The following is a 21223-nucleotide window of genomic DNA, read 5'->3' as shown; positions in this document are numbered from 1 at the left end:
GGATGACCGACAACAAGAACAACAAGACGAGGTCAGGGATGCGGACTTCCCTAGATGCATACGACTACATCGTGGTCGGCGCCGGTCCGGCGGGGTGTTTGCTGGCCAATCGACTGTCGGCCAACGCGCAACACCGGGTACTGCTGCTCGAAGCCGGCGGCCGCGATAACTACGCCTGGATTCATATCCCGGTGGGTTACCTGTTCTGCATCGGCAACCCGCGCACCGACTGGTGCTTCAAGACCGAGGCGCAAACCGGTCTGCAGGGCCGGGCCCTGAGTTATCCGCGGGGCAAGGTGCTCGGCGGTTGTTCTTCCATCAACGGCATGATCTACATGCGGGGCCAGGCCGGCGATTACGACGGCTGGGCCGCTGACGGCAATCCGGGCTGGCGCTGGAACGACGTGCTGCCAATGTTCAAGAAAAGCGAAGATCACTTTGCGGGCGACTCCGAATTTCATGGCGCGGCCGGGGAATGGCGGATCGAGCGCCAGCGCCTTTCATGGCCGATTCTGGATGCCTTCCGGCACGCGGCCGAGCAAACCGGCATCGCCAGCATCGATGACTTCAACCAGGGCGACAATGAAGGCTGCGGCTATTTCCAGGTCAATCAGAAAAGCGGCGTTCGCTGGAACGCGGCCAAGGCGTTCCTCAAACCGGTCCGCCATCGACCCAACCTCACCGTACTGACCGACGTCGAAGTCGACCGCGTGCAGCTGGAAAACGGCCGCGCCTCGGCGGTCATCACTCGCTGCAGTGGCCAGCCGAAGACGTTCAAGGCTCGCAAGGAGATCATCCTGTGCGCCGGTTCCGTCGGCTCACCGAGCATCCTGCAACGTTCCGGCATCGGCCCCCGCCCGCTGCTGGAAAAACTCGGGATCGGCGTCGTGCATGAGCTTCCTGGCGTAGGCGGCAATCTGCAGGATCACCTGCAACTGCGACTGATCTACAAACTGGAAAACGCGCGCACCCTGAACCAGATCGCTGGCAGTGTGTGGGGCAAGATGGGCATGGGCTTGCGTTACCTGTACGACCGCAGCGGTCCGCTGTCCATGGCGCCGAGCCAATTGGGCGCCTTCGCGCGTTCCGGTCCGGAACAGACGTCGGCCAATCTCGAATACCACGTGCAACCGCTGTCGCTGGAGCGTTTCGGCGAGCCGTTGCATGCTTTCCCCGCCTTTACAGCGTCGGTGTGTGATCTGCGACCACGCAGCCGGGGCCGCATAGACATCCGCAGCGCCAACCCTCAGGACGCGCCGCTGATTCAGCCCAATTATTTGAGTCACCCAGAAGACTTGCGCGTAGCCGCGGACGCCATTCGCCTGACTCGACGCATCGTTTGCGCACCGGCGCTGCAAGGGTTCAAACCGGTGGAGTACCTGCCCGGCGACCGTTTGCAAAGTGAAGAAGAACTGCATGAGGCAGCGGCCCGAATCGGAACGACCATCTTCCACCCGGTCGGCACTTGCAAGATGGGCAATGACGCGGATGCGGTGGTAGATGCTCAACTCAATGTCCACGGCATCCCCGGCCTGCGCATCGCCGACGCCTCGATCATGCCGAGAATCACCTCGGGCAACACCTGTTCGCCTACGCTGATGATTGCCGAGAAAGCGGCACACATGATCCTCAACCCAGCCACAAGGAGCTGCACAGGGCCGAAGGAACTGGTCACGAATGTCTGAACGCCCGCCTGCTGTAGGAGCTGTGTAGGAGCTGTGTAGGAGCTGTCGAGTGAAACGAGGCTGCGATCTTTTGATCTTGATTTGATTGCAAAGAAAAAGATCAAAAGATCAAAAGATCAAAAGATCAAAAGATCGCAGCCTCGTTTCACTCGACAGCTCCTACAGGGGTTACAGCGGTTACAGCGGTTACAGGGTTACGGAGTTACGGAGTTACGGAGTTACGGGGTTACAGGAATTACAGAAATCCTGTACATCGAAGTAGCGGCGCCAACCCACAAGGCCGGCGCCGACAGTGGAACAACAAAAACAATCACTGTGAGGGATACCGATATGTCAGAACATGTTCAGCCTCTGGAGTCCGTGGGACGCGCCGAGATCGGCCATGACACCCGCAAAGTCATTTTCGCGTCGTCACTCGGGACGGTGTTCGAGTGGTACGACTTTTTCCTCTACGGCGCTTTGGCGGCGGTGATCAGCAAGCAGTTCTTCGCGGGGGTCAACGACACCACGGCGTTCATCTTTGCCTTGATGGCATTCGCCGCCGGTTTCATCGTGCGGCCTTTCGGCGCGCTGGTCTTCGGGCGTCTTGGCGACATGATCGGACGCAAGTACACCTTCCTCGCCACCATCGTCCTGATGGGGTTGGCCACCTTCTGCGTCGGATTGCTGCCGACCTACGCCAGCATCGGCATCGCGGCGCCGATCATCCTTGTGGTCTTGCGCATGCTCCAGGGCCTGGCCCTGGGTGGCGAGTACGGCGGCGCTGCTACCTACGTTGCAGAACACGCACCGATGGGCAAACGCGGCTTCCACACCAGCTGGATTCAATCCACCGCGACCCTCGGCTTGTTGCTGTCGCTGCTGGTGGTGCTCGGTTGCCGCTACTTTACCGGTGACCAGTTCGAAGTCTGGGGCTGGCGCATTCCATTCCTGTTTTCCATCGTGCTGCTGGGCATTTCGACCTGGATTCGCCTGAGCCTGCACGAGTCACCGGCCTTCGTGAAAATGAAAGAGGAAGGCAAACTCTGCAAACAGCCGATCCGCGATTCATTCGGCAAATGGGAAAACCTCAAGGTCGTATTGATCGCCCTGTTCAGCATCAACGCCGGTCAGGCCGTGACCTTCTACGCGGCGCAGTTCTACGTGCTGTTCTTCCTCACGCAGTTCCTGAAAATGGACCCTGCCCTGGCCAACAGCCTGCTGATTGTGAGCGTCATCATCGGTGCACCGTTCTTCATTTTCTTCGGCTGGCTCTCGGACAAGGTCGGGCGCAAACCCGTGTTGATGGTGGGTCTGCTGCTGGCGACCGCGCTGTACTTCCCGATCTTCAAGACCCTGGCCCATTACGCCAACCCGGCCATCGACCAGGCCAGTCAACAAGCTCCCATCACCGTACTGGCGGACCCGGCCACCTGCACGTTCCAGTTCGACCCGGTAGGCAAGGCGAAATTTGACAGCCCGTGCGACAAGGTCAAGACCTTCCTGGTCAAGCAAGGCCTGCCGTACACCAGCGCTGCAGCACCCGCCGGCAGTGCCGTGCAGGTCAGCGTCGGCGACGTCAAAATCGACGGCTATGACGAAGCAGCCTTGCGCGGTGCGATCACCTTGGCCGGTTACCCGTCACAGGCGGACGCTCAGTTGATCAATAAACCGATGATAGTGGCGCTGATTGTCGCGCTGATCATCATCTCCGCCATGTGCTATGGCCCGCTGGCGGCGCTGATGGTCGAACTGTTCCCGACGCGCATCCGCTACACCTCGATGTCCTTGCCCTATCACATCGGCAATGGCTGGTTCGGCGGATTCCTGCCGACCGTGTCGTTCGCCCTGGTGGTGTACACCGGGGATATTTTCTACGGGCTCTGGTATCCGGTGTTGATCACCGGGGTGAGCCTGGTGGTGGGGATGATCTTTTTGCGTGAGACGAAGAACGTGGATCTGGACACCAACTGAAGCCAGCGCGAGTGCGGGTGATACTGTTCACTGAAGCACGGCGCTATACCTGTGGCGAGGGAGCTTGCTCCCGCTGGGCTGCGAAGCAGTCCCCTGCTTTTTAGGTGTAAGAGGGGGCCGCTTCGCGACCCAGCGGGAGCAAGCTCCCTCGCCACAGGGTTTTCGGTAATCTGCAATCAGCAATGCGCAACACAGCCCCGCCACTCACCCGATCGAGGCACCTGTATTCATGATCATTTCATCTGCATCCGACTATCGCGAAGCGGCACGTCGCAAACTTCCCCGGTTTTTGTTCGATTACATCGACGGGGGAGCTTATGCAGAGCACACGCTGAGGGCCAATAGCGCCGATCTCACCGCTATCAGCCTGCGCCAGCGCATTCTTAAAAACGTTGAAACCCTGAGCCTGGAAACCACTCTCTTCGAGCAAAAACTGGCCATGCCGATCATCCTGGCGCCGGTTGGCCTGACCGGCATGTTCGCTCGTCGGGGTGAGGTGCAAGCGGTCAGGGCGGCCGAAAACAAAGGCATTCCTCTGTGCCTGTCGACGGTCTCTGTGTGTTCGATCGAAGAGGTCGTCGCCCAAAGCCAACAACCCATCTGGTTTCAGCTGTACGTGTTGAAGGATCGGGGCTTCATGAAAAACGCCCTGGAACGCGCCAAGGCCGCCGGCGTGAAGAATCTGGTGTTTACGGTCGACATGCCCACGCCCGGCGCCCGCTATCGGGATGCTCACTCGGGCATGTCCGGTCCGTTCGCTTCGTCTAGACGCATGCTGCAAGCCATGACCCGCCCTGACTGGGCCTTCAATGTCGGGCTGATGGGGCGGCCACACGATCTGGGGAACATCTCCAGGTACCTCGGCAAAGCGGTGACGCTCGAAGACTACATGGGCTGGCTGGCGAACAACTTCGACCCGTCGATCAGCTGGAGCGACCTGGAATGGATTCGTGATTTCTGGAAAGGCCCGATGATCATCAAAGGCATTCTTGACCCCCAGGACGCCAAGGACGCGGTCACTTTCGGCGCTGACGGCATCGTCGTGTCCAACCACGGCGGACGGCAGTTGGACGGTGTGCTTTCGACTGCTCGGGCTTTGCCACCGATTGTCCAGGCGGTCGGCAACGATCTGACGGTGCTGGTGGATTCCGGAATCCGTTCGGGGCTGGACGTGGTCCGCATGCTGGCGCTGGGCGCAAAAGGCGTATTGCTGGGGCGGTCGATGGCCTATGCGCTGGCTGCGGACGGTCAACGCGGGGTGGAGAACATGCTGGATATCTTCGCCAAAGAGATGCGCGTGGCGATGACGTTGACCGGGGTGACGTCGATTGGTCAGATCGACGAAACCACGTTGGTGCACACCATCGCATAAACACCACGAATCCCTGTAGCAGCTGCCGAGCCCGCGAGGCTGCGTCCGGCTGCGAAGCAGTCGTGAATCCGGACGATGCGGTATTTCGGTAGACCGCATACTCAGGTTTACGACTGCTGCGGTCGAGCGCGACCCCGGAGCCAACGCAGCCTCGCAGGCTCGGCAGCTGCTACAGGGTTCTGCGGCGTGCTGCGCGGTCAGGACCGGTCAGAAACTCGCCTTGACCGACATCATGAAATTACGTGGATCACCGTAATAGTTCCCGAACGTCTCGGTCCCGATGGTGGCGTAATAGCGCTTGTCGAACAGGTTGTTGCCGTTGAGGGCGACTGACCAGGTGTCGTCGATGCGGTAGCCGATTCGCCCGTTCCAGATCGCGTAACCCGATTGGCTAAGCTTCTCCCCCGTCGCCGGCGACAACCGGAAGTTATCGCTCTGCGCGTTCACGCCCGCACCGATACTGAACCGCTCCAGCGCGCCGCCCAAAGCGTAGTCACCCCAAACGCGCAACACATGCCGCGGCACGTAGCTGTTGAACGCAGCACCGTTCAGGCTGCTGTCGATGTCGTCGAGGGTCTTGGTCTGGGTGTAGGTGTAGCCCGCGAGCAATTGCAGGCGCTCGATGACTTCACCGCTGATCTCGGCTTCGAAACCCTGTGCGCGAACCTTCCCGGCGTTGACGTAGCAATAGCCGTCCGATGACGGGCAGGAGGAGTTGTAGTCGGTCTGTGCCTGGTCTTTCTGGATCGTCCGGAACAGGTTGAACGAGCTGTTCAGGCGACCGTCGAACCAGGCGCCCTTGATCCCCAGTTCATAGCTCTGGCCCACCAACGGCTTGAGGGTCGAACCATCCTCGGAGCGGAAGTTACCTTGCGGGGTAAAAATATCCGAATAGCTGGCGTAGGCCGTGAGGTTCTCGTTGAGGTCCAGCAGCACGCCGGCAAACGGTGTGACCTGGCCGGTCTCGGTGGTGCGGGAGTGCTCAGAGGTGCCTGAATTGATGAACACGGAATCCGTGTCGGAGTTGTACCAGCTCACCCGTCCGCCCATGACCAGGGTCAGCGGGTCCGCCAGCTTCAAACGCAAGGTCGAGTAAACGCCCTTCTGTTTGGTCACGGAATTGACCGGTCCGCCGCGGGATGAGTTATCGGTGAAGTAGCTGTCGTCCGGCTCGGGGATATGTTTGTCCGGGTTGAATACATTCTGGCGCTGCGGCAGGAAGGCCACGGAGTAGAAGTCATCCTTTTTTGAACGACTGGCGTTGAAGCCCACCACCAGTTCATGTTGCTGGCCGAACGCGCCAAACTTGCCATCTACATAGGCGTCGAGGCCGTAATCCACCTGATCGTAATCGTACAGGCTGCCCAGCATGCCGGTGGTGTCGACGCCGGGCGTTACGGACCCCGAGGCGAAGGCGTACTTGATGTCCTGGGTGTTCTTTGTATAAACGCTGGCGACCTTCAATGCCCAATCGTCGTTGATCTGGTGTTTCACATCACTGAACACGGTGGTGCGCTTGCTGCGCCAGGTGTTCCAGGAGGGATCAAGGCAAGTTGAGCGACTGAGTTTCAGGTCGCTGCCGTCCTTGTAACGTGGCAGCCCGCCCCAGCAAGGACTGGCGTCGACATCTTCATAGGCCACGCCCAGACCCAGCGTCGTGTCGGGGCTCAGATCGAAGTCGAGCGCGCCGTAATAGACCTGGTCCTTGCGATTCGCGTCGTCGACGAAGTAGTGTCGACTCTGCTCGGCAACCACGGCCCGGCCGCGCAAGGTGCCCGAATCATTCAACGGGCCGCTGGTATCCACCTGACCGCGATAATTGTCATAGCTGCCACCGGACAGCGTCACCTCGGTGTGCGGCGTGGCTGTACCGCGCTTGCGCACGAAGTTCACCCCGCCGGCGGTGCCTCCAGATCCCTTCATCATCCCGGCCGCACCACGAAGCACTTCGACCCGGTCGTAATAGGCCATGTCACCGCTGAAACTGTCGGCCTGGACATACAGGTTGCCCATGTCCAGTGGCACACCGTCGTACTGATACTGGCCCGACATCCGAAAGCCCCGGGAGTAGAAGTACTTACCGCCCATGGTCGAGTCGTACACCGTAATGCCCGGCGTTTTTTCCATGACCTGATCGATGGTATTGAGGTTCTGGTCATCGAGCATCTTGCGGGTCATCACCGTGACCGATTGCGGTGTTTCCTTGAGCGAGTGTTCGCCCTTGCCGATGGTCACCGCGCCGGTGGTGTATGAGCCACTGTCCTCGGTGGTCGCACCGAGCACCTGCCCATTGATGTTGGTCGCCCCCAGCTCCAGGGCCGAACCGATTGCCGGCTCGGGGCGCAGGATGTAGGTGCCATTGGATTGAGGTTCGGCTTGCAGGCCACTGCCGCCCAGCAGCCGGGAAAAACCTTCACTGACGGCGAAAGCCCCTTTCAGCCCAGGCGATTTCATCCCTTCGGTCTGCCGCGCATCAAACGAAATGGCGGCGCCCGCGGCACTGGCGAAATGGCTGAGTACTTCGGCCAGCGGGCCAGCGGCGATGTCGAACGATTGAACCGAGTTCTGCTGTTGTGCCGGTGCGGCGATGGCTACAACCGGCCACGAACCCATCGTCGTTGCCGCGAGCAAACCGACCTTAATTGCGATCGCCAGACGACCTGGCGCGTACCCCCGAGACATGCTTACCCTCCCCCAAGAACCTTCAATAAATGCTTACTGAGGGATGAGCCGAACGATGTGGTTGAAAAGTGCAAAAGACATGAATTTTTTTCCGCCCCGTCATACCTGACCGCCTGGGGGGGCGCAGAACTAACGAGAGACCGTCACCCAATACCGGCTGTAGCGACTCACGCGCAGCGAAAAACCACTTTCCAATGCTGCCAATGCACGGTCCGTGTTATCGATGGGGAACGCGCCGGACACCTTCAAATCGGCGATGCGCGGATCACAGCGCAACACCCCTGTGCGATAGCGGGAAAGGTCGGCCAGCAACTCCGCCAGAGGACGATCGATGGCGATGATGCTGCCCTGTTGCCAGGCACCCGTCGACGCATCGTTGCGCCCCACCGGCCCTAGCGCACGGGCATTGAAATTCAGGCGCTGACCGGCTTCCAGTCGCTCCTTCCTGTCTGCCCCATGGGCACTGACTTCAACCGCTTTTTCCAGCACCGCCACCTCGGCGCCCTGGTTTTGAGACTGAACAATAAAGCGCGTTCCCAACGCCAGGACTTCACCATGTGCCGTGACCACCTTGAACGGTCGCTGCGAACGGTCAACGGCCGTCGTGACCAGAATTTCCCCCCACAACAGTTCCAGCACCCGTTGCCGACCGTCGAAACGCAGGTTTACCGACGTATCGGTGTTCAGCAGCAACGAACTGCCATCCGCCAGCCGGACGTTTCGACGCTCACCAACCGCAGTGCGTAAATCGGCAAACAGATTTTGCGTCGATTCACTGCGCCAGCCCAGCCAACCGAGCGACCCGGCAGACGACAGCATCACCACGCTGCGCAGCACTTGCCGCCGGGATCGATCCGCGCCGCGCAAGGCCGGCGACGCCAGGACCCCTGGCACGCTCGCCATCTGTTCGCCCACCGCCGTCATCCGTTGCCAGGCATGACGATGCGCGGGGTCCGCGTTCAGCCATGTGTTCCATGCCGCTCGATCCACATCGGTGGCGATACCTGATTGAAGCCTTGCGTACCACCGGGCCGCCACGCCAATCGCCGCCAATTCCGCTGCCGAAAGGCTCATGCCAGCTGCAACTGAATTTGCATCAGGCAACAATGCTCCATGGCTTTGGCCATGTGGTTATTCACCGTGCGCACGCTGATACCCAGACGTTCGGCGATTTGCGGGTAAGTGAGGCCGTCGAACTGGGAGAGGATGAACGTCTGCTTGACCTTCGCTCCCAGGCCTTGCAGCAGTCGATCGATTTCCATCAGGGCCTGTAGCAGGATCGCCTGATCTTCCAGCGAAGGGTGTTGCCACTCCGGCATCGCAGCCAGGGCTTCCAGATAAGACTGCTCCAGCGAGCGTCGCCGGAACAGATCGACCAACAGGCCCTTGGCGATCATCGACAGATAAGGTCGCGGCTCGCGGATTTCCAGCGCGTTACGCGCCTTGATCACCCGAACGAAGGTGTCCTGCGCAAGGTCGGCGGCATCGAACGAGTTGTTCAGGCGCTTGCGCAGCCAGCCACTGAGCCAGCCGTGGTGGTCGCAATACAGATCATTGACGGCGCTGCGCAGGGACAATTCGTTGGCGGACATGACGATGGAATAATTCGCGCCTGATAATGACTCGCATTGTCATAGTTGTAACCGGTTGTTGGCAATAGCCATTATCAGTTGCTGATCCAAACCCCTTTTCGACCAGACATGCCTATCAGACTTCGGACTCCAGAAGCTCAAACTTCACTTGATCAGGGTAGAACGCCACATAACCTCTGATCTGCTCGACCGATACCTTGGGATCTTCATAACTCCACACCGCATTGGCGCCTTCGTGCCCTGGGATCTGCAGACTGAAATAGATGGCGTCGCCCTTGTAAGGGCAATAACTGGTGTGGTCGGTCCGTGCGAAATATTTTTCGTCGATATCTTCGCGCGGTACGTAGTACACCGGAGGGTAGTTGGCCTCCAGCAGCACCAGCGCACGTGCGGACGCTGCCACCTGGATACCGTGGAACTTCACCAGAAGACAACCCGGTTGTTCTGCAATGGTAATGACGGCGGGGGGAGTAGGCATGGAATGCATTCCTCTGAAGGACTGGAATCACTGATGGCCGAGGCGTTGACCTGATTGAAGAGCGTGCCAGTGGCGACTGAGCTCGCTCCCGCTGGGTGTCAGGCAACCACCTGCACGGCCCATCCTTCAGGTATAACCCATCTTTTCCCCTCGCGATGGCTCCACAGCCGAACGGAAGCAAGTTCGCCTCTCTTTATCGACTGCAAAGGGCGAACGGCAGAACATCGTCATGCTCGTAATGACCGGAAACCGGACGACTGTACATCCATACAGATAAAGGTTGCTCCATCGTTCGTCACCCGCCATTCTGTGCGCCTCTGGCACACTTGTTGAACGATGGTGGTTATGCGGCTGTATCTCTGTGAAAAACCCTCCCAGGCCAAAGACATTGCGGCCGTGCTTGGCGCGAAACGTCGCGGCGACGGCTGCTGGCTGGGAACGGACGTCACTGTGACCTGGTGCATCGGCCATCTGCTGGAAACCGCGCCGCCGGATGCCTATGACGCTCGATACAAGCGCTGGGTACTGGCCGACCTGCCGATCATTCCGGACAAATGGAAGATGACCGTCAAACCACGCACTGCCAGCCAGTACAAGGCGGTCAAACGGTTGCTGGGCGAGGCCGATGAGTTGGTGATCGCCACGGACGCCGACCGCGAGGGCGAAATGATCGCCCGGGAACTGGTCGAGCATTGTCGTTACCGCGGCCCAATTCGACGCCTTTGGTTGTCCGCCCTGGACGACGCGTCGATCCGCAAGGCCCTGGCAACGCTCAAGCCAGGCGCCGAGACCTTCAGCCTGTACCACTCGGCGCTGGGCCGCTCCCGGGCTGACTGGCTGATCGGGATGAACATGAGTCGGCTGTTCACGCTGCTGGGACGCCAGTCCGGTTATCAAGGCGTGTTGCCGGTGGGTCGGGTGCAAACCCCTACCCTGCGTCTGGTGGTGGATCGTGACCGAAGCATCGCCGATTTCGTGCCGGTCGCCTACTGGGCCATCGATGTGCACCTGCGGCACGACGGCACCGTATTTACGGCGCAATGGCGGGCGGCCTCCGAGGTCTGCGACGACCAGGACCGGTGCCTGAATCAGGCACTGGCGCAGCAAGCTGCGAACGCTATTGCCAGTGCAGACAGTGCCCGTGTCATCAAACTGCGCACCGAGCGCATGCGCGAAGTGGCGCCACTGCCCTTCGATCTGGGCACCTTGCAGGAAGTCTGCTCGAAAAAACTCGGGCTTGGCGCACAGGAAACCCTCGACATCGCCCAGGCGCTCTACGAAACTCACAAAGTCATTACCTACCCACGCAGCGATTGCGGCTACCTGCCGGTCAGCCAGCACAGTGAAGCGCCGTCGATTCTGGCGGCCTTGAAACAGGCCGATCCGACCCTCAACGCCTTGAATGATCACCTTGAACCTCAGCGGCGCTCCCGGGCCTGGAACGATGCCAAGGTCAGCGCCCACCACGGCATCATTCCGACGGCGGCGGCAAAAAATCTCGACAGGCTGGTGGGCAAGCAGCGAGCGGTGTACACGCTGATTCGCGCCCGTTACCTGGCGCAGTTCCTGCCCAACCATGAATACGATCGTACCCAGGCCGACTTCAACTGCGCCGGCGAGGCGTTGCGTGCCGTCGGCAAACAGATCGTCGAACCCGGCTGGAAACGCGCCTTGCCCGAGGCCCTGGCGCCGGCGAAAGGACGCGAGGCACCCGCACCGCAGACGCTACCGGCACTGACTGAAGGGCGTGACTGCGCGATCGCCGACGTCAAGCTCAAGGACCTCTGGACACAACCGCCCAAACCTTTCACCGAAGGCGACCTGATCAAGGCGATGAAAAACGTCGCCAAGCTGGTGGAAGACCCGCTGCTCAAGCAAAAACTCAAGGACACCACGGGCATTGGCACCGAGGCGACACGCGCGTCGATCATTCAGGGCCTGCTCGACCGGGGTTACCTGATCAAGAACGGCAAGGCGCTGGCGGCAACCCCGGCGGCGTTCAGCCTGATCGATGCGGTACCGCGCGCCATCGCCGACCCCGGTACCACGGCGATCTGGGAGCAGGCGCTGGACATGGTGCAAAGCGGCGAAATGAGCCTGGAAGAATTCGTCACCAAACAGGCGGCGTGGATGAGCAAGCAAGTCGCCCGGTGCGCTGGACTGAGCCTGACCATCAGCGGTCCTGCCAGCCCCGCCGGGCGTGCTGCAACGCCGTGGAAAAACAAACGCAAACCCGCCAAGCGCAAAACCACGACCGGTGCCAGGCGAACGACCAAACCGGCCAGCAAAGCGTAAGGGCACTTCGCGCTGACCGTGATGGTCTAGTGTTCTTCAAGCCCGGCGACAGCCCCAAACCTGAATAGGCATCGAACATGATCATTGTCCATCACCTGAACAACTCTCGCTCCCAGCGGATTCTCTGGCTGCTGGAAGAACTGGCCATTCCCTACGAGCTGAAACGCTACCAGCGCGACCCGAAAACCAACCTCGCCCCGCCGGAACTCAAGGCGGTGAACGCCCTGGGTAAATCCCCGGTGATCGAGGATGGCGCACAGAAGCTGATCGAGTCCGCGGCGATCATCGACTACCTGATTCGACGTCACGGCGAAGGCCGCCTGCAGCCTGATCCAGCCACCCCTGCCTATGATGAGTATGTGCAATGGCTGCACTTCGCCGAAGGCTCGGCGATGTTGCCACTGATGCTGAATCTGTATGTAGGTCGCCTCGGTGAGGCCGGTGCGCCCTTACACCCACGGATCAATTCGGAAGTGGCCAACTACCTCGGCTACCTCGACACAGCGCTGAGCAAATCCGATTATCTGCTGGGCAACGAATTCAGCGCTGCAGATATCCAGATGAGTTTTATCGGCGAGATCGCCAGAGCCCAAGGCAAGCTGGATCAGTACCCGCATGTTGCAGCCTGGGTCGAGCGCTTCCAGAAGCGTCCTGCGTATGCGGCCGCACTGAAGACAGGCGGCCAGTACGACTTCGCCCCACACTGATACAGCCCGACAGGAGCCGCCCACTATGCCCTCGGTAGAACTGCACGCCGCCCGGCGCGACGAATTGGAAACCATTGAGAATCTGATGCAGTTCTACACCTACGACCTCAGCGAGTGGCTGCCGCTGAAGCTGGGTGAGCATGGCTTCTTCAACATCCAGCCGATGCCGGATTACTGGCGTAAACCGACCACTCAACCCTTTCTGATTACCGTCGATGGTGAGCTCGCCGGCTTCGTGACCATGGATGATGTCACTCATCTGGAGGGCGCAGCGCACAACATCGGTTACTTGTTCGTCGCTCGGCGCTTTCGCGGTCAAGGTGTCGCAACGTTTGTCGTATCTGCCCTCTTGAGCCGTCACCCCGGTGAATGGCAAATTTTCCATCTCGATAAGAACCAGCCGGCACGGCTGTTTTGGGCCAACGTCATGCCGGCGCTCACCGGCGGTGATTTCACCCTGCATCAACGACTTATCGACGAATACTCCTGCACTGTTTACCGTTTCCAGGCTTTTTCTCCATCGCCCTGAATGACATGGCCCCGCCTTTTTTTTAATTCCAATCCGCTTTGTCCGACAATATGTAGTGCCAGAAAATAATCACTACAAAACCGTTGACGCGTCCGATTTGCCCTTGCATGATGCAGACATCTCCCCGATCGGGAGTACGGCAACATGTTTGAGCAAGCTCGTCTGACCGCCGAGCTGTTTTTCCCGGATACACGCTGCCCACAAGGCAGATTGAAGAAGCTGACCTGGCCCGAACGTCCAGTACAAGGACTAGAAGCGCTGGCGATCAATCCTCATGAAGCTTGTGGCCGACCCTGAAACGTCGGCAGTGGCCTCCAGGTTTTCGCTGCTTCTCTTCGTTGTGACGCTATTGCGTAGCAGTTATTCAACACGACTACATGCAACAGACGCGGGACCTCGCCACTGTCGGCGACTGAACGCTGACGTCCTGGTTTCGGTGCCAGGGATCAACTAACCGATGGGCTACCTGTATTAGCGAACCAACTTTGAAAGATCACCAAATGGTCGAGGGGCAAATTATGAATCTGAACAATCAACCTACTATCGAAGAACTGGCTCGTATGTTCGCGGCGCAAAAAGACAGCCAGGACAGCCATATTCTGTGGATCAGCAAATCGGGCCAGGTTCATATCGACTGCCTGTCGACACATGCCGATGAAGCAGAATTCGATAAGAATAATCAGAACCTGCTTGCCCGACTGAAGATGTACCGTCGCGGCCAGGGCTACGTCGGCAAAAAAGCCGCCGCTGATAAAGACTTCATTGGCAATGTTCTGCAAACGCTGAAACAGGCGTGGGCATCGATGCAGAACCAGAATGAAGTTCGGGTGATTGACCGGTTCTGCTAATACTTAATAAAACCAAAGGCCCCGTTCGTGTTTGCGAACGGGGCCTTTTGTATTTCTGCCACTTGGCCTCCTTTATCCAACCGTAGGAGTGAGCCTGCTCGCGATGGCGATTTATCATTCGATACAAATGCTGCCTGATGAATTGCCATCGCGAGCAGGCTCGCTCCTACAGGTGTTCTGTGGTGATCAAGAGGTCCTGGTTGCCAGAACAAGCTCCATAAAGGCCACCGACGCCGCACTGTGATAATTGTTTTTCCTGCGCAACAACGCAGCCCCACGTGTAGGCGGTTCTCCCTGCAACGGAATCTTGCGCAACGCGCGCTCTTCACTCGCAATCGATTCCGGAAGAACGGTCGCCATGGCCGTGTGCCGAATGACCTCCAGCAACGTGCTCACCGAATTGACCTCGATGCCCACCTTCGGCGTAATCCTTTCCTGGGCGAAGTACTCATCGATGCGCGTGCGTGTCACGAAGTCAGTGGCCAACAGGGCAAAGTTCATCTGCGCGACTTCTTCGGCGGACAACGCCTCCTCACGCTCGAACATCGGGTGATCCCGTCCAACCATCACTCCCATGGTCTCGGTAAATGCCGGGATCGATTCGATATCGGCATTCCTCACCTGGTCAAAAGCGATGGCGATGTCCAGGGAGTCATCCATCAGCCCGGCCTCGATGTCGTCCATCGACAACTCGAAAATCTGCAGTTTGATATTCGGAAAGCGCGCCGTGTAATCGCGCACCAACGGTCCCACCAGATACGCCATGAATGTCGGGGTCATGGCCAGTCGCACGCTGCCGCGAGTCAGGTCCTTGACGTCATGCAGCGCACGTTTCCCCGCCTCCAGCTCCAGCAGCACACGGCGAGCGGACTCGATATAGGCCTCACCCGCATCGGTGGGTTTGACCATTCGTGAAGTGCGGTCGAACAGGCTCACGCCCAGAGTTTCTTCCAGTTGCCGGATTTGCTGGGACAGCGTCGGCTGAGAAACGTGTAGCGCTTCGGCCGCACGGGTGAAGCCGCCATGGTCGGCGACCGCGAGCAGATAGCGCAGATGTCGGAGCAGCATTGGGACTCACCTTCTATAGGCTGTGCTTATGCTCGACATTGTATATGGGTCTTGGACGCTATGGATCGATCGGCAGAAGATGGCTTCACACCCAAGCATTCATCTACGACAGGAGCACCACCATGCAACAGTCCTACGCCTACAACGATCCAAGCCTGGCCCTTACCACGAAAATCCTGGATGCCAAGGCGCAAAAAGACCTGTCCTGGCAGGATCTCACCGATGGCACCGGCCTTGGCCTGGCCTACGTCACCGCAGCCCTGCTCGGTCAGCATCCGCTGCCGGAATCTGCTGCCAACGTCATCGGCGAGAAGCTCGAACTGGACGCTGACGCAGTGGCCCGCCTGCAGATCATCCCGCTGCGCGGCAGCCTCAGCGGTGTTCCGACTGATCCGACCATCTACCGCTTCTACGAAATGATCCAGATCTACGGCACCACGTTGAAGGCGCTGGTTCACGAACAGTTCGGCGACGGCATCATCAGCGCGATCAACTTCAAACTCGACATCAAAAAAGTCGAAGACCCGGAAGGCGGCTCCCGCGCCGTGATTACCCTGGACGGCAAATTCCTGCCATTGCGTCCTTTCTAAGCAAAACGCTCGTTGCACCCCATAACCTGTAGCAGCTGCCGAGCCTGCGAGGCTGCGTCCGAGGACGAAGTCCTCGCCAAACCCAACGACTTTGCAAAGTCGAATGCGGGCCCGGCAGCTGCTACAGGGATCTGGTCAACTCATAAGAGGAAGCAACCATGAAAGCGCTGATTGAAGGTTTCCTGAGGTTCCAGAACGAAGCGTTTCCGCAACGTACCGATTTGTTCAAACACCTGGCGACCACCCAGCACCCTGGCACCTTGTTCATAACCTGCTCCGACAGCCGTGTAGTACCGGAACTGTTGACCCAGCAAGAGCCGGGTGAACTGTTCGTGATCCGTAACGCGGGGAACATCGTTCCCTCCTACAGCCCACACCCCGGCGGTGTCTCGGCCACCGTGGAGTACGCGGTCGCGGTACTGGGCGTGACGGATATCGTGATCTGCGGCCATTCGGATTGTGGCGCCATGACGGCCGTCGCCCACTGCAAATGCATGGACCACCTGCCCGCCGTCAGCGGCTGGCTGCAACACGCCGAGTCGGCAAAAGTCATCAATGAATCCCGCGTGCACGCCAATGACGCTGCGAAGGTCAGTTCGATGGTGCGCGAGAATGTGATCGCCCAACTGGCCAATATCCAGACCCACCCAAGCGTGCGACTGGCCCAGGAAAAAGGCCTGTTGAACCTGCATGGCTGGGTCTACGACATCGAGACCGGTTCGATTGATGCGCTGGATGCCGACAGCCGCGGCTTTGTGTCACTGGTGGACCACCCAATGGCCTGCGCGGTCTACGGCAAAGCGGTCGCTTAGCGTTTGACGCCCAGATCGGTCTGCGTCATGCGACTGCGGATCGTGAACACACCGTCACCCGAAAGAATCGCACTGCGCGCAAACAGACGGCCACTTTCCCAGTTCGAAAGTCCCAACTCCGGCTTGTTCAAGGCGTATTGGCCGTCGACCCACCGGGTCATCCCGTTGCCCACGAACGGCGCATTGACCGCGTTATAGAAGCGCGCTTGCGCGGTGGCATCTTCGCTGATCAACGAGACCGTGAATTGCGGGCTGTAGCGATTGAACAAGGCGATGGACTGGTCAAGGTCATCAACTATTTTCAGGCTGACTTCCGGCGTCTCCTCCCATTCCCACTCGCGCCCCAATTGCGCCTCGGGCAAGGGCTCGGCCAGCGCTTCGGTGCGATAGCCTTCAGCGCGGTACACCTCGACGCTCGCAGTTTGCCAGTCCGCCGGCAAGCACGGCTCGCTACCTTCGACGATGTGCAACTTGCAGCCCTGCCCCCGAGCAGCGCCCGCCTGTTGCAGTGCATCGAGAAACAGCGGCACCAGTTCTGCCGCACGATCGCGATGTATCAGGCAAACGTTGAGGGTGTTGCAGACTTTACGGTCGAGGGAATTGCGCGCCACGCTGGCAAAGCGCCGGGAATCGGCGTCCTTGTCCGCGATAAGCCAGGCGCCGCCGGTGCCGTGCAGGCTGACCGCGGTGCCGGACTGTTGGGCGATACTGCCGAGCTGACTGACCGCTCGACCCGAACCACGGGCCACTGCCAGCGACAGACGCCGGTCGGCGAACATGGCCCAGCCCGCAGCGTGATTGACGCTTTCCACCAGCGACACGGCGCCGGCGGGCAATCCTGCATCGGCCAGCGCGGGGTTCAGCGCATGGCTGACGATGGCTTGAGCGGTGCCCAACGCATCGCTGCCAATGCGCAGCACTGCGGTGTTGCCGGTGCGCAGTACACCAGCGGCGTCGGCAAAGACGTTCGGCCGGCCTTCGAACACAAATGCGACGATGCCCAGCGGCGAGACCACTTGCTCGACTTTCCAGCCGTCATGCTCGACACAGCTGATCACTTTGCCGCGAGTCGCCGACGCATCGCGCCAGGCCCTGAGGCCGGCGATCATGTCTCGGCGCATGGGTTCATTGGCCAGCAACCGGGTGGTGGAGCGCCCGCGTGATCTGGCTCGTTCGATATCGCCCAGATTCGCAGCCTCGATCAACGCCCAGGTCTCCTGGCTTTCCAGACGCTGGGCGAAACGGTCGAAAAACTCGCTGATCGCCTGATCAGACACGTCGGACATGGCCTTGAACGCTGCTTCAGCACGCTCAATCGCCACCGCTGCCGCTTGCTGGTCGGACACGGGGATCAGCAACAGTTCGCCGCTGACCTGTTCCACCAGCAAATGGTCACCGGGCTGGAATCGCGCGGCCAGTTCGGGGCTGACGACAGAGACACGGTTACCAGCGAAAGGGATCGGCGTGCCAGCGACTAGACGTTCGAGCGCAAGAGACATGAAGCGGATTCACCATGCAATGGGCGGGCGGAAAAGGTACCGGAAAATCTCTGGAGCGTCATCATCACCCACGCCCTCTCTCCCTGTCCCCCTCGCCCTGTAGCAGCTGCCGAGCCTGCGAGGCTGCGTTCGGCTGCGTAGCAGTCGCCAAATCAGTCAAATCGGTCAAATCAGTCAAATCGGTCATTCAGGTGGAATGCATGCATAGGGATTACGACTGCTGCGCAGTCGAACGCAGCCTCGCAGGCTCGGCAGCTGCTACAGAGATCGTGGGGGCGTTAACATTTCGCGATTCGTATCACTCTGTATACGCACCGCGCCTCGACACACTATGGCTCTAATACCCGGTCCCCACGACACATCACCGATACACCCGCCTGTTGAAATTTGCCTGTCGATTGGCCAAGCCGATCAAAGCGCATCACTCAACTCAGCAACGGAGTATCACCATGTTCAAACTCTCGACGTCCTCCCTGACCCTCGGCCTGCTCTTTGCGGGTGGCCTGGCCCTGTCCAACGTCGCTTCGGCCTCCGAGTCCGAGGCCTTCAGCATGAAGCAGCTGGCCCACGGCTACAGCCAGGTCCAGGCCGACACGGCGGAAAAACCCGCTGAAGGCAAATGCGGCGAAGGCAAGTGCGGCGCCAGCGAGTAACCCATTGCGGGGGGCACGCCGTTGCCCCGCCTCCCTGACTGAACGGAAATAATGCCCATGAGCACCTCAATTTTTTCGGCCGTCAAAGGCCTGCACCTGAACCTCGACCGTGCCGGAAGCTGGATCGCGCCGCTGACCTTGAGGGTGTTCCTCGCCTGGGAGTTCTTCGAGTCCGGGCTGGAAAAATGGAATGGCCAGAACTGGTTCGCCGATATCCAGGAGCGCTTTCCGTTTCCGTTCAACCATGTGCCGGCGACCTTCAACTGGGAGCTGTCGATGTGGGCCGAACTGATGTGCGCCCTCGCCCTGCTGGCGGGCCTGGGGACGCGGGTTTCAGCCGTCATTCTAATCGTGGTCACCATCGTCGCGACCGCTGCCGTTCACTGGCCGGCCGATTGGTCTACATTAAGTGAGCTTGCACAGGGTTATGCCATCAGCAACAAGGGCCACGGCAACTTCAAGCTGCCGCTGATCTACCTCGTTGCCCTCATGCCATTGTTGTTCACGGGTGCCGGAAAACTCAGCCTCGATGCACTGCTGTCGCGAATTTTCTGGCGTCGCAACAATCATTGAAATGTTAACGTGGCAGCCTTCACCCCACCTTACTCGAGTAGACAGGAGCCACCATGAGCGTGACCACCCAATGGATCGAAATCGACAGCGCCGACGGTAAATTCGGCGCGTACCTGGCCATTCCCCACACTCAGAAAGGCCCGGGGATCGTGCTGATCCAGGAAATTTTCGGCGTCAACGAACACATTCGCTCCGTCGCCGAACAGTACGCCGCCGATGGTTACCTGGTCATCGCGCCGGACCTGTTCTGGCGCAGCGGCCCGCGCATCGAGCTGAATTACGACGAAGCCGGCTGGAAACGTGCCGTCGAGCTGATGAACGCCACGGACGTCGGCAAAGCCCAGGACGACATCAAACTGACCATTGAAGCGCTCAAGTCCCAGCCTGGCCTGGACGGCGGTGTTGCCTCCATCGGTTACTGCTTCGGCGGCCTGCTCTCCTACCACACCGCCGCCAACGGCCTGGTCGACGTGGCGATCGCTTATTACGGCGGTGGCATTCAGAACCAGCTGGACCGTGCCGATGAAATCACCGTCCCCTTCCTGATGCACTTCGGTGAAGAGGACAGCCACATTCCATTGGACGCCGTGGAGCAAATCGCCGAGCGTTTCGAAAACAACGATTACGTCGAAATCGTCGTGTACCCACAGGCTGAACATGGCTTCAACTGCTCCCATCGCGACAGCTACAACCAGCGTGCAGCGGCTGAGTCCCATGGCAACACCCTGATCTTCCTGGGCCAGGAACTGTAAAATCGGCGCCCACTGAAAAGGCCCCTTCATCGATTGATGTCGGGGCCTTTTTTATGCACCACCCGGTTAGCCGGGTTTAAGACTTGCTGCGCTGCCGAGCTAAATCGGCACCAGACTGGACGTTCATGCGGGTCAGCGTGCGCAAGCTGTGTACTTGAAAACGCGGTCGTATCAGGCGTGCAGCGTTATCGTTGACGACCATCGCGAGCAGGCTCGCTCCTACAGGGGATCAGCGGTGCTCACCTAATCTGTGCCCGACAAAAATCAAAAATGTGGGAGTGAGCCTGCTCGCGATGACGGTCTTGCATTCAACAATGATGTCGCCTGTCACGGCCCCATCGCGAGCAGGCTCGCTCCTACAGGGGATCAGCGGTGTTCACCTATTCTGTGCCCGACAAAAATCAAAAATGTGGGAGTGAGCCTGCTCGCGATGACGGTCTTGCATTCAACAGTGATCTCGCCTGTCACGACCCCATCGCGAGCAAGCCCGCTCCCACAGGGCTGTGTTTGGGGTACGTGCTTACTTCGCATCTCCCCCTCGCGGTTTGTAAAACCGAAACCGGCCGATATCCGCCGTCTTGATGTACTTGCCCGCCCAATCCGGTCTCACGGTCTTGTCGTGAAAATACATCGCACCCAACGTACGATCATTGAGGGTCTTGTTCAGTGCCTTGCGCGCGATTTCCTTGGCGACGGCATACTCCGCGTCCTCCTTGACCTGGTCCGAGCGCCCGTCACACCACCAGGAGAACTGGCAGTTTTTGGTTTCTGAACCTTGCTTGACCACTGCGCACACCGTGTCCGGAAAACCTTCATGACCCAGGCGATTCATCACCACGCTGGCGACCGCTTCCATCTCATTGGTTTCACGACCCTTGGCCTCCCAATAGATAGAGCGTGCAAGGCAGGTGATGGCGTCATCCAGTGGCGCCTTACCGGCAGGATCGACAGCCTGCACTTCGGACGTGGTGATGGCTTCGGCTTTGGGCACCGGGACATCGGCGCCCTTCTCTGCGGCTTTTTCTTCCAGTACCTCGGCCTTGTCCTCGGCCTTTTTCTGTTCCTGGTCAGTGGCCGACACGTGGCTGCTGAAAAGGGATATTGCCAGGCAGGTTGCTATCCACATCAATCGCAT

The 21223-nt window shown here is 59.5% G+C and carries 20 protein-coding genes; 13 read left to right on the top strand and 7 right to left on the bottom strand.

The genetic code is table 11. The annotated features are described in order from the left end of the window. The first annotated feature begins 38 nt into the window (after positions 1-38). The 3 genes from ACA063_RS13090 to lldD all read left to right on the top strand — a co-directional run bounded on the left by ACA063_RS13090 (position 39) and on the right by lldD (position 5010). Positions 39-1685, top strand: coding sequence for a GMC family oxidoreductase (locus tag ACA063_RS13090; RefSeq protein WP_497666206.1), 1647 nt, complete (start codon positions 39-41; stop codon positions 1683-1685). 330 nt (positions 1686-2015) lie between these two features. Then, on the top strand, positions 2016-3638 hold the full coding sequence (locus ACA063_RS13085; protein WP_194693335.1) for an MFS transporter: 1623 nt from the start codon (positions 2016-2018) through the stop codon (positions 3636-3638). Between the two features lie 229 nt (positions 3639-3867). Continuing rightward, the gene (gene lldD, locus ACA063_RS13080) at positions 3868-5010 is read left to right on the top strand and encodes an FMN-dependent L-lactate dehydrogenase LldD (RefSeq protein ID WP_497666205.1); all 1143 of its coding nucleotides are present in this window, start codon (positions 3868-3870) and stop codon (positions 5008-5010) included. Positions 5011-5217: 207 nt separating this feature from the next. Here the strand turns inward: lldD and ACA063_RS13075 are convergent, their stop codons facing one another. The 4 genes from ACA063_RS13075 to ACA063_RS13060 form a co-directional block, all read right to left on the bottom strand. Further along, positions 5218-7692, bottom strand: coding sequence for a TonB-dependent siderophore receptor (locus ACA063_RS13075; RefSeq protein ID WP_497666204.1), 2475 nt, complete (start codon positions 7690-7692; stop codon positions 5218-5220). Between the two features lie 129 nt (positions 7693-7821). Further along, positions 7822-8766, bottom strand: a complete 945-nt coding sequence (locus tag ACA063_RS13070; protein WP_497666203.1) for a FecR domain-containing protein — start codon at positions 8764-8766, stop codon at positions 7822-7824. Next, complete coding sequence (locus tag ACA063_RS13065) at positions 8763-9284, bottom strand: sigma-70 family RNA polymerase sigma factor (protein WP_497666202.1); 522 nt, start codon at positions 9282-9284, stop codon at positions 8763-8765. Before ACA063_RS13065 ends, ACA063_RS13070 begins: the two co-directional genes overlap by 4 nt. Before the next feature lie 115 nt (positions 9285-9399). Then, entirely contained in the window at positions 9400-9762 is a 363-nt protein-coding gene (locus ACA063_RS13060; protein WP_497666201.1) for a DUF427 domain-containing protein, read from the bottom strand. Between the two features lie 345 nt (positions 9763-10107). Between ACA063_RS13060 and ACA063_RS13055 the strand changes: the two genes are divergently transcribed. The 5 genes from ACA063_RS13055 (at position 10108) to ACA063_RS13035 (ending at position 14141) form a co-directional block, all read left to right on the top strand. Beyond that, positions 10108-12057, top strand: coding sequence for a DNA topoisomerase III (locus tag ACA063_RS13055; protein ID WP_497666200.1), 1950 nt, complete (start codon positions 10108-10110; stop codon positions 12055-12057). A 77-nt stretch (positions 12058-12134) separates the two neighbouring features. Beyond that, positions 12135-12764 carry a glutathione S-transferase family protein gene (locus ACA063_RS13050; protein WP_497666199.1) on the top strand — a complete coding sequence of 210 codons (630 nt, stop codon included), beginning with the start codon at positions 12135-12137 and terminating at the stop codon, positions 12762-12764. Between the two features lie 25 nt (positions 12765-12789). Next, on the top strand, positions 12790-13293 hold the full coding sequence (locus ACA063_RS13045; protein WP_497666198.1) for a GNAT family N-acetyltransferase: 504 nt from the start codon (positions 12790-12792) through the stop codon (positions 13291-13293). 144 nt (positions 13294-13437) lie between these two features. Further along, positions 13438-13590: a hypothetical protein gene (locus ACA063_RS13040; protein ID WP_221109307.1), complete on the top strand. Its 153-nt coding sequence runs from the start codon at positions 13438-13440 to the stop codon at positions 13588-13590. Between the two features lie 221 nt (positions 13591-13811). Continuing rightward, the gene (locus ACA063_RS13035) at positions 13812-14141 is read left to right on the top strand and encodes a hypothetical protein (protein ID WP_162441078.1); all 330 of its coding nucleotides are present in this window, start codon (positions 13812-13814) and stop codon (positions 14139-14141) included. Positions 14142-14327: 186 nt separating this feature from the next. Here the strand turns inward: ACA063_RS13035 and cynR are convergent, their stop codons facing one another. After that, entirely contained in the window at positions 14328-15209 is an 882-nt protein-coding gene (cynR, locus tag ACA063_RS13030) for a transcriptional regulator CynR (RefSeq protein ID WP_497666197.1), read from the bottom strand. Between the two features lie 122 nt (positions 15210-15331). Here cynR and cynS point away from each other — a divergent pair, with 122 nt between their 5' ends. After that, positions 15332-15799, top strand: coding sequence for a cyanase (gene cynS, locus ACA063_RS13025; protein WP_497666196.1), 468 nt, complete (start codon positions 15332-15334; stop codon positions 15797-15799). 158 nt (positions 15800-15957) lie between these two features. After that, a complete protein-coding gene (locus ACA063_RS13020) occupies positions 15958-16611 on the top strand; it encodes a carbonic anhydrase (RefSeq protein WP_497666195.1) in 654 nt (217 codons plus the stop codon). On the opposite strand, the gene ACA063_RS13015 is transcribed toward ACA063_RS13020, so the two are convergent. Continuing rightward, positions 16608-18110 (bottom strand): aldehyde dehydrogenase family protein, encoded by a 1503-nt coding sequence (locus ACA063_RS13015; protein WP_497666194.1) that lies wholly within the window; start codon positions 18108-18110, stop codon positions 16608-16610. The genes ACA063_RS13020 and ACA063_RS13015 overlap by 4 nt on opposite strands. A gap of 449 nt (positions 18111-18559) precedes the next feature. On the opposite strand from ACA063_RS13015, the gene ACA063_RS13010 reads away from it, so the two are divergent. Genes ACA063_RS13010 through ACA063_RS13000 form a run of 3 tightly spaced genes read left to right on the top strand, consistent with a single transcriptional unit; the run spans position 18560 to position 20088 of the window. After that, positions 18560-18763 carry an HvfA family oxazolone/thioamide-modified RiPP metallophore gene (locus ACA063_RS13010; RefSeq protein WP_497666193.1) on the top strand — a complete coding sequence of 68 codons (204 nt, stop codon included), beginning with the start codon at positions 18560-18562 and terminating at the stop codon, positions 18761-18763. Positions 18764-18820: 57 nt separating this feature from the next. Then, on the top strand, positions 18821-19336 hold the full coding sequence (locus tag ACA063_RS13005) for an HvfX family Cu-binding RiPP maturation protein (protein WP_497666192.1): 516 nt from the start codon (positions 18821-18823) through the stop codon (positions 19334-19336). A 53-nt stretch (positions 19337-19389) separates the two neighbouring features. Further along, entirely contained in the window at positions 19390-20088 is a 699-nt protein-coding gene (locus ACA063_RS13000) for a dienelactone hydrolase family protein (RefSeq protein WP_194693347.1), read from the top strand. A gap of 520 nt (positions 20089-20608) precedes the next feature. Here the strand turns inward: ACA063_RS13000 and ACA063_RS12995 are convergent. Continuing rightward, the gene (locus ACA063_RS12995) at positions 20609-21223 is read right to left on the bottom strand and encodes a cell wall hydrolase (protein ID WP_497666191.1); all 615 of its coding nucleotides are present in this window, start codon (positions 21221-21223) and stop codon (positions 20609-20611) included.

Source organism: Pseudomonas sp. LBUM1643, assembly GCF_059716215.1.
This window is presented reverse-complemented; position numbering and strand designations above follow the sequence as displayed.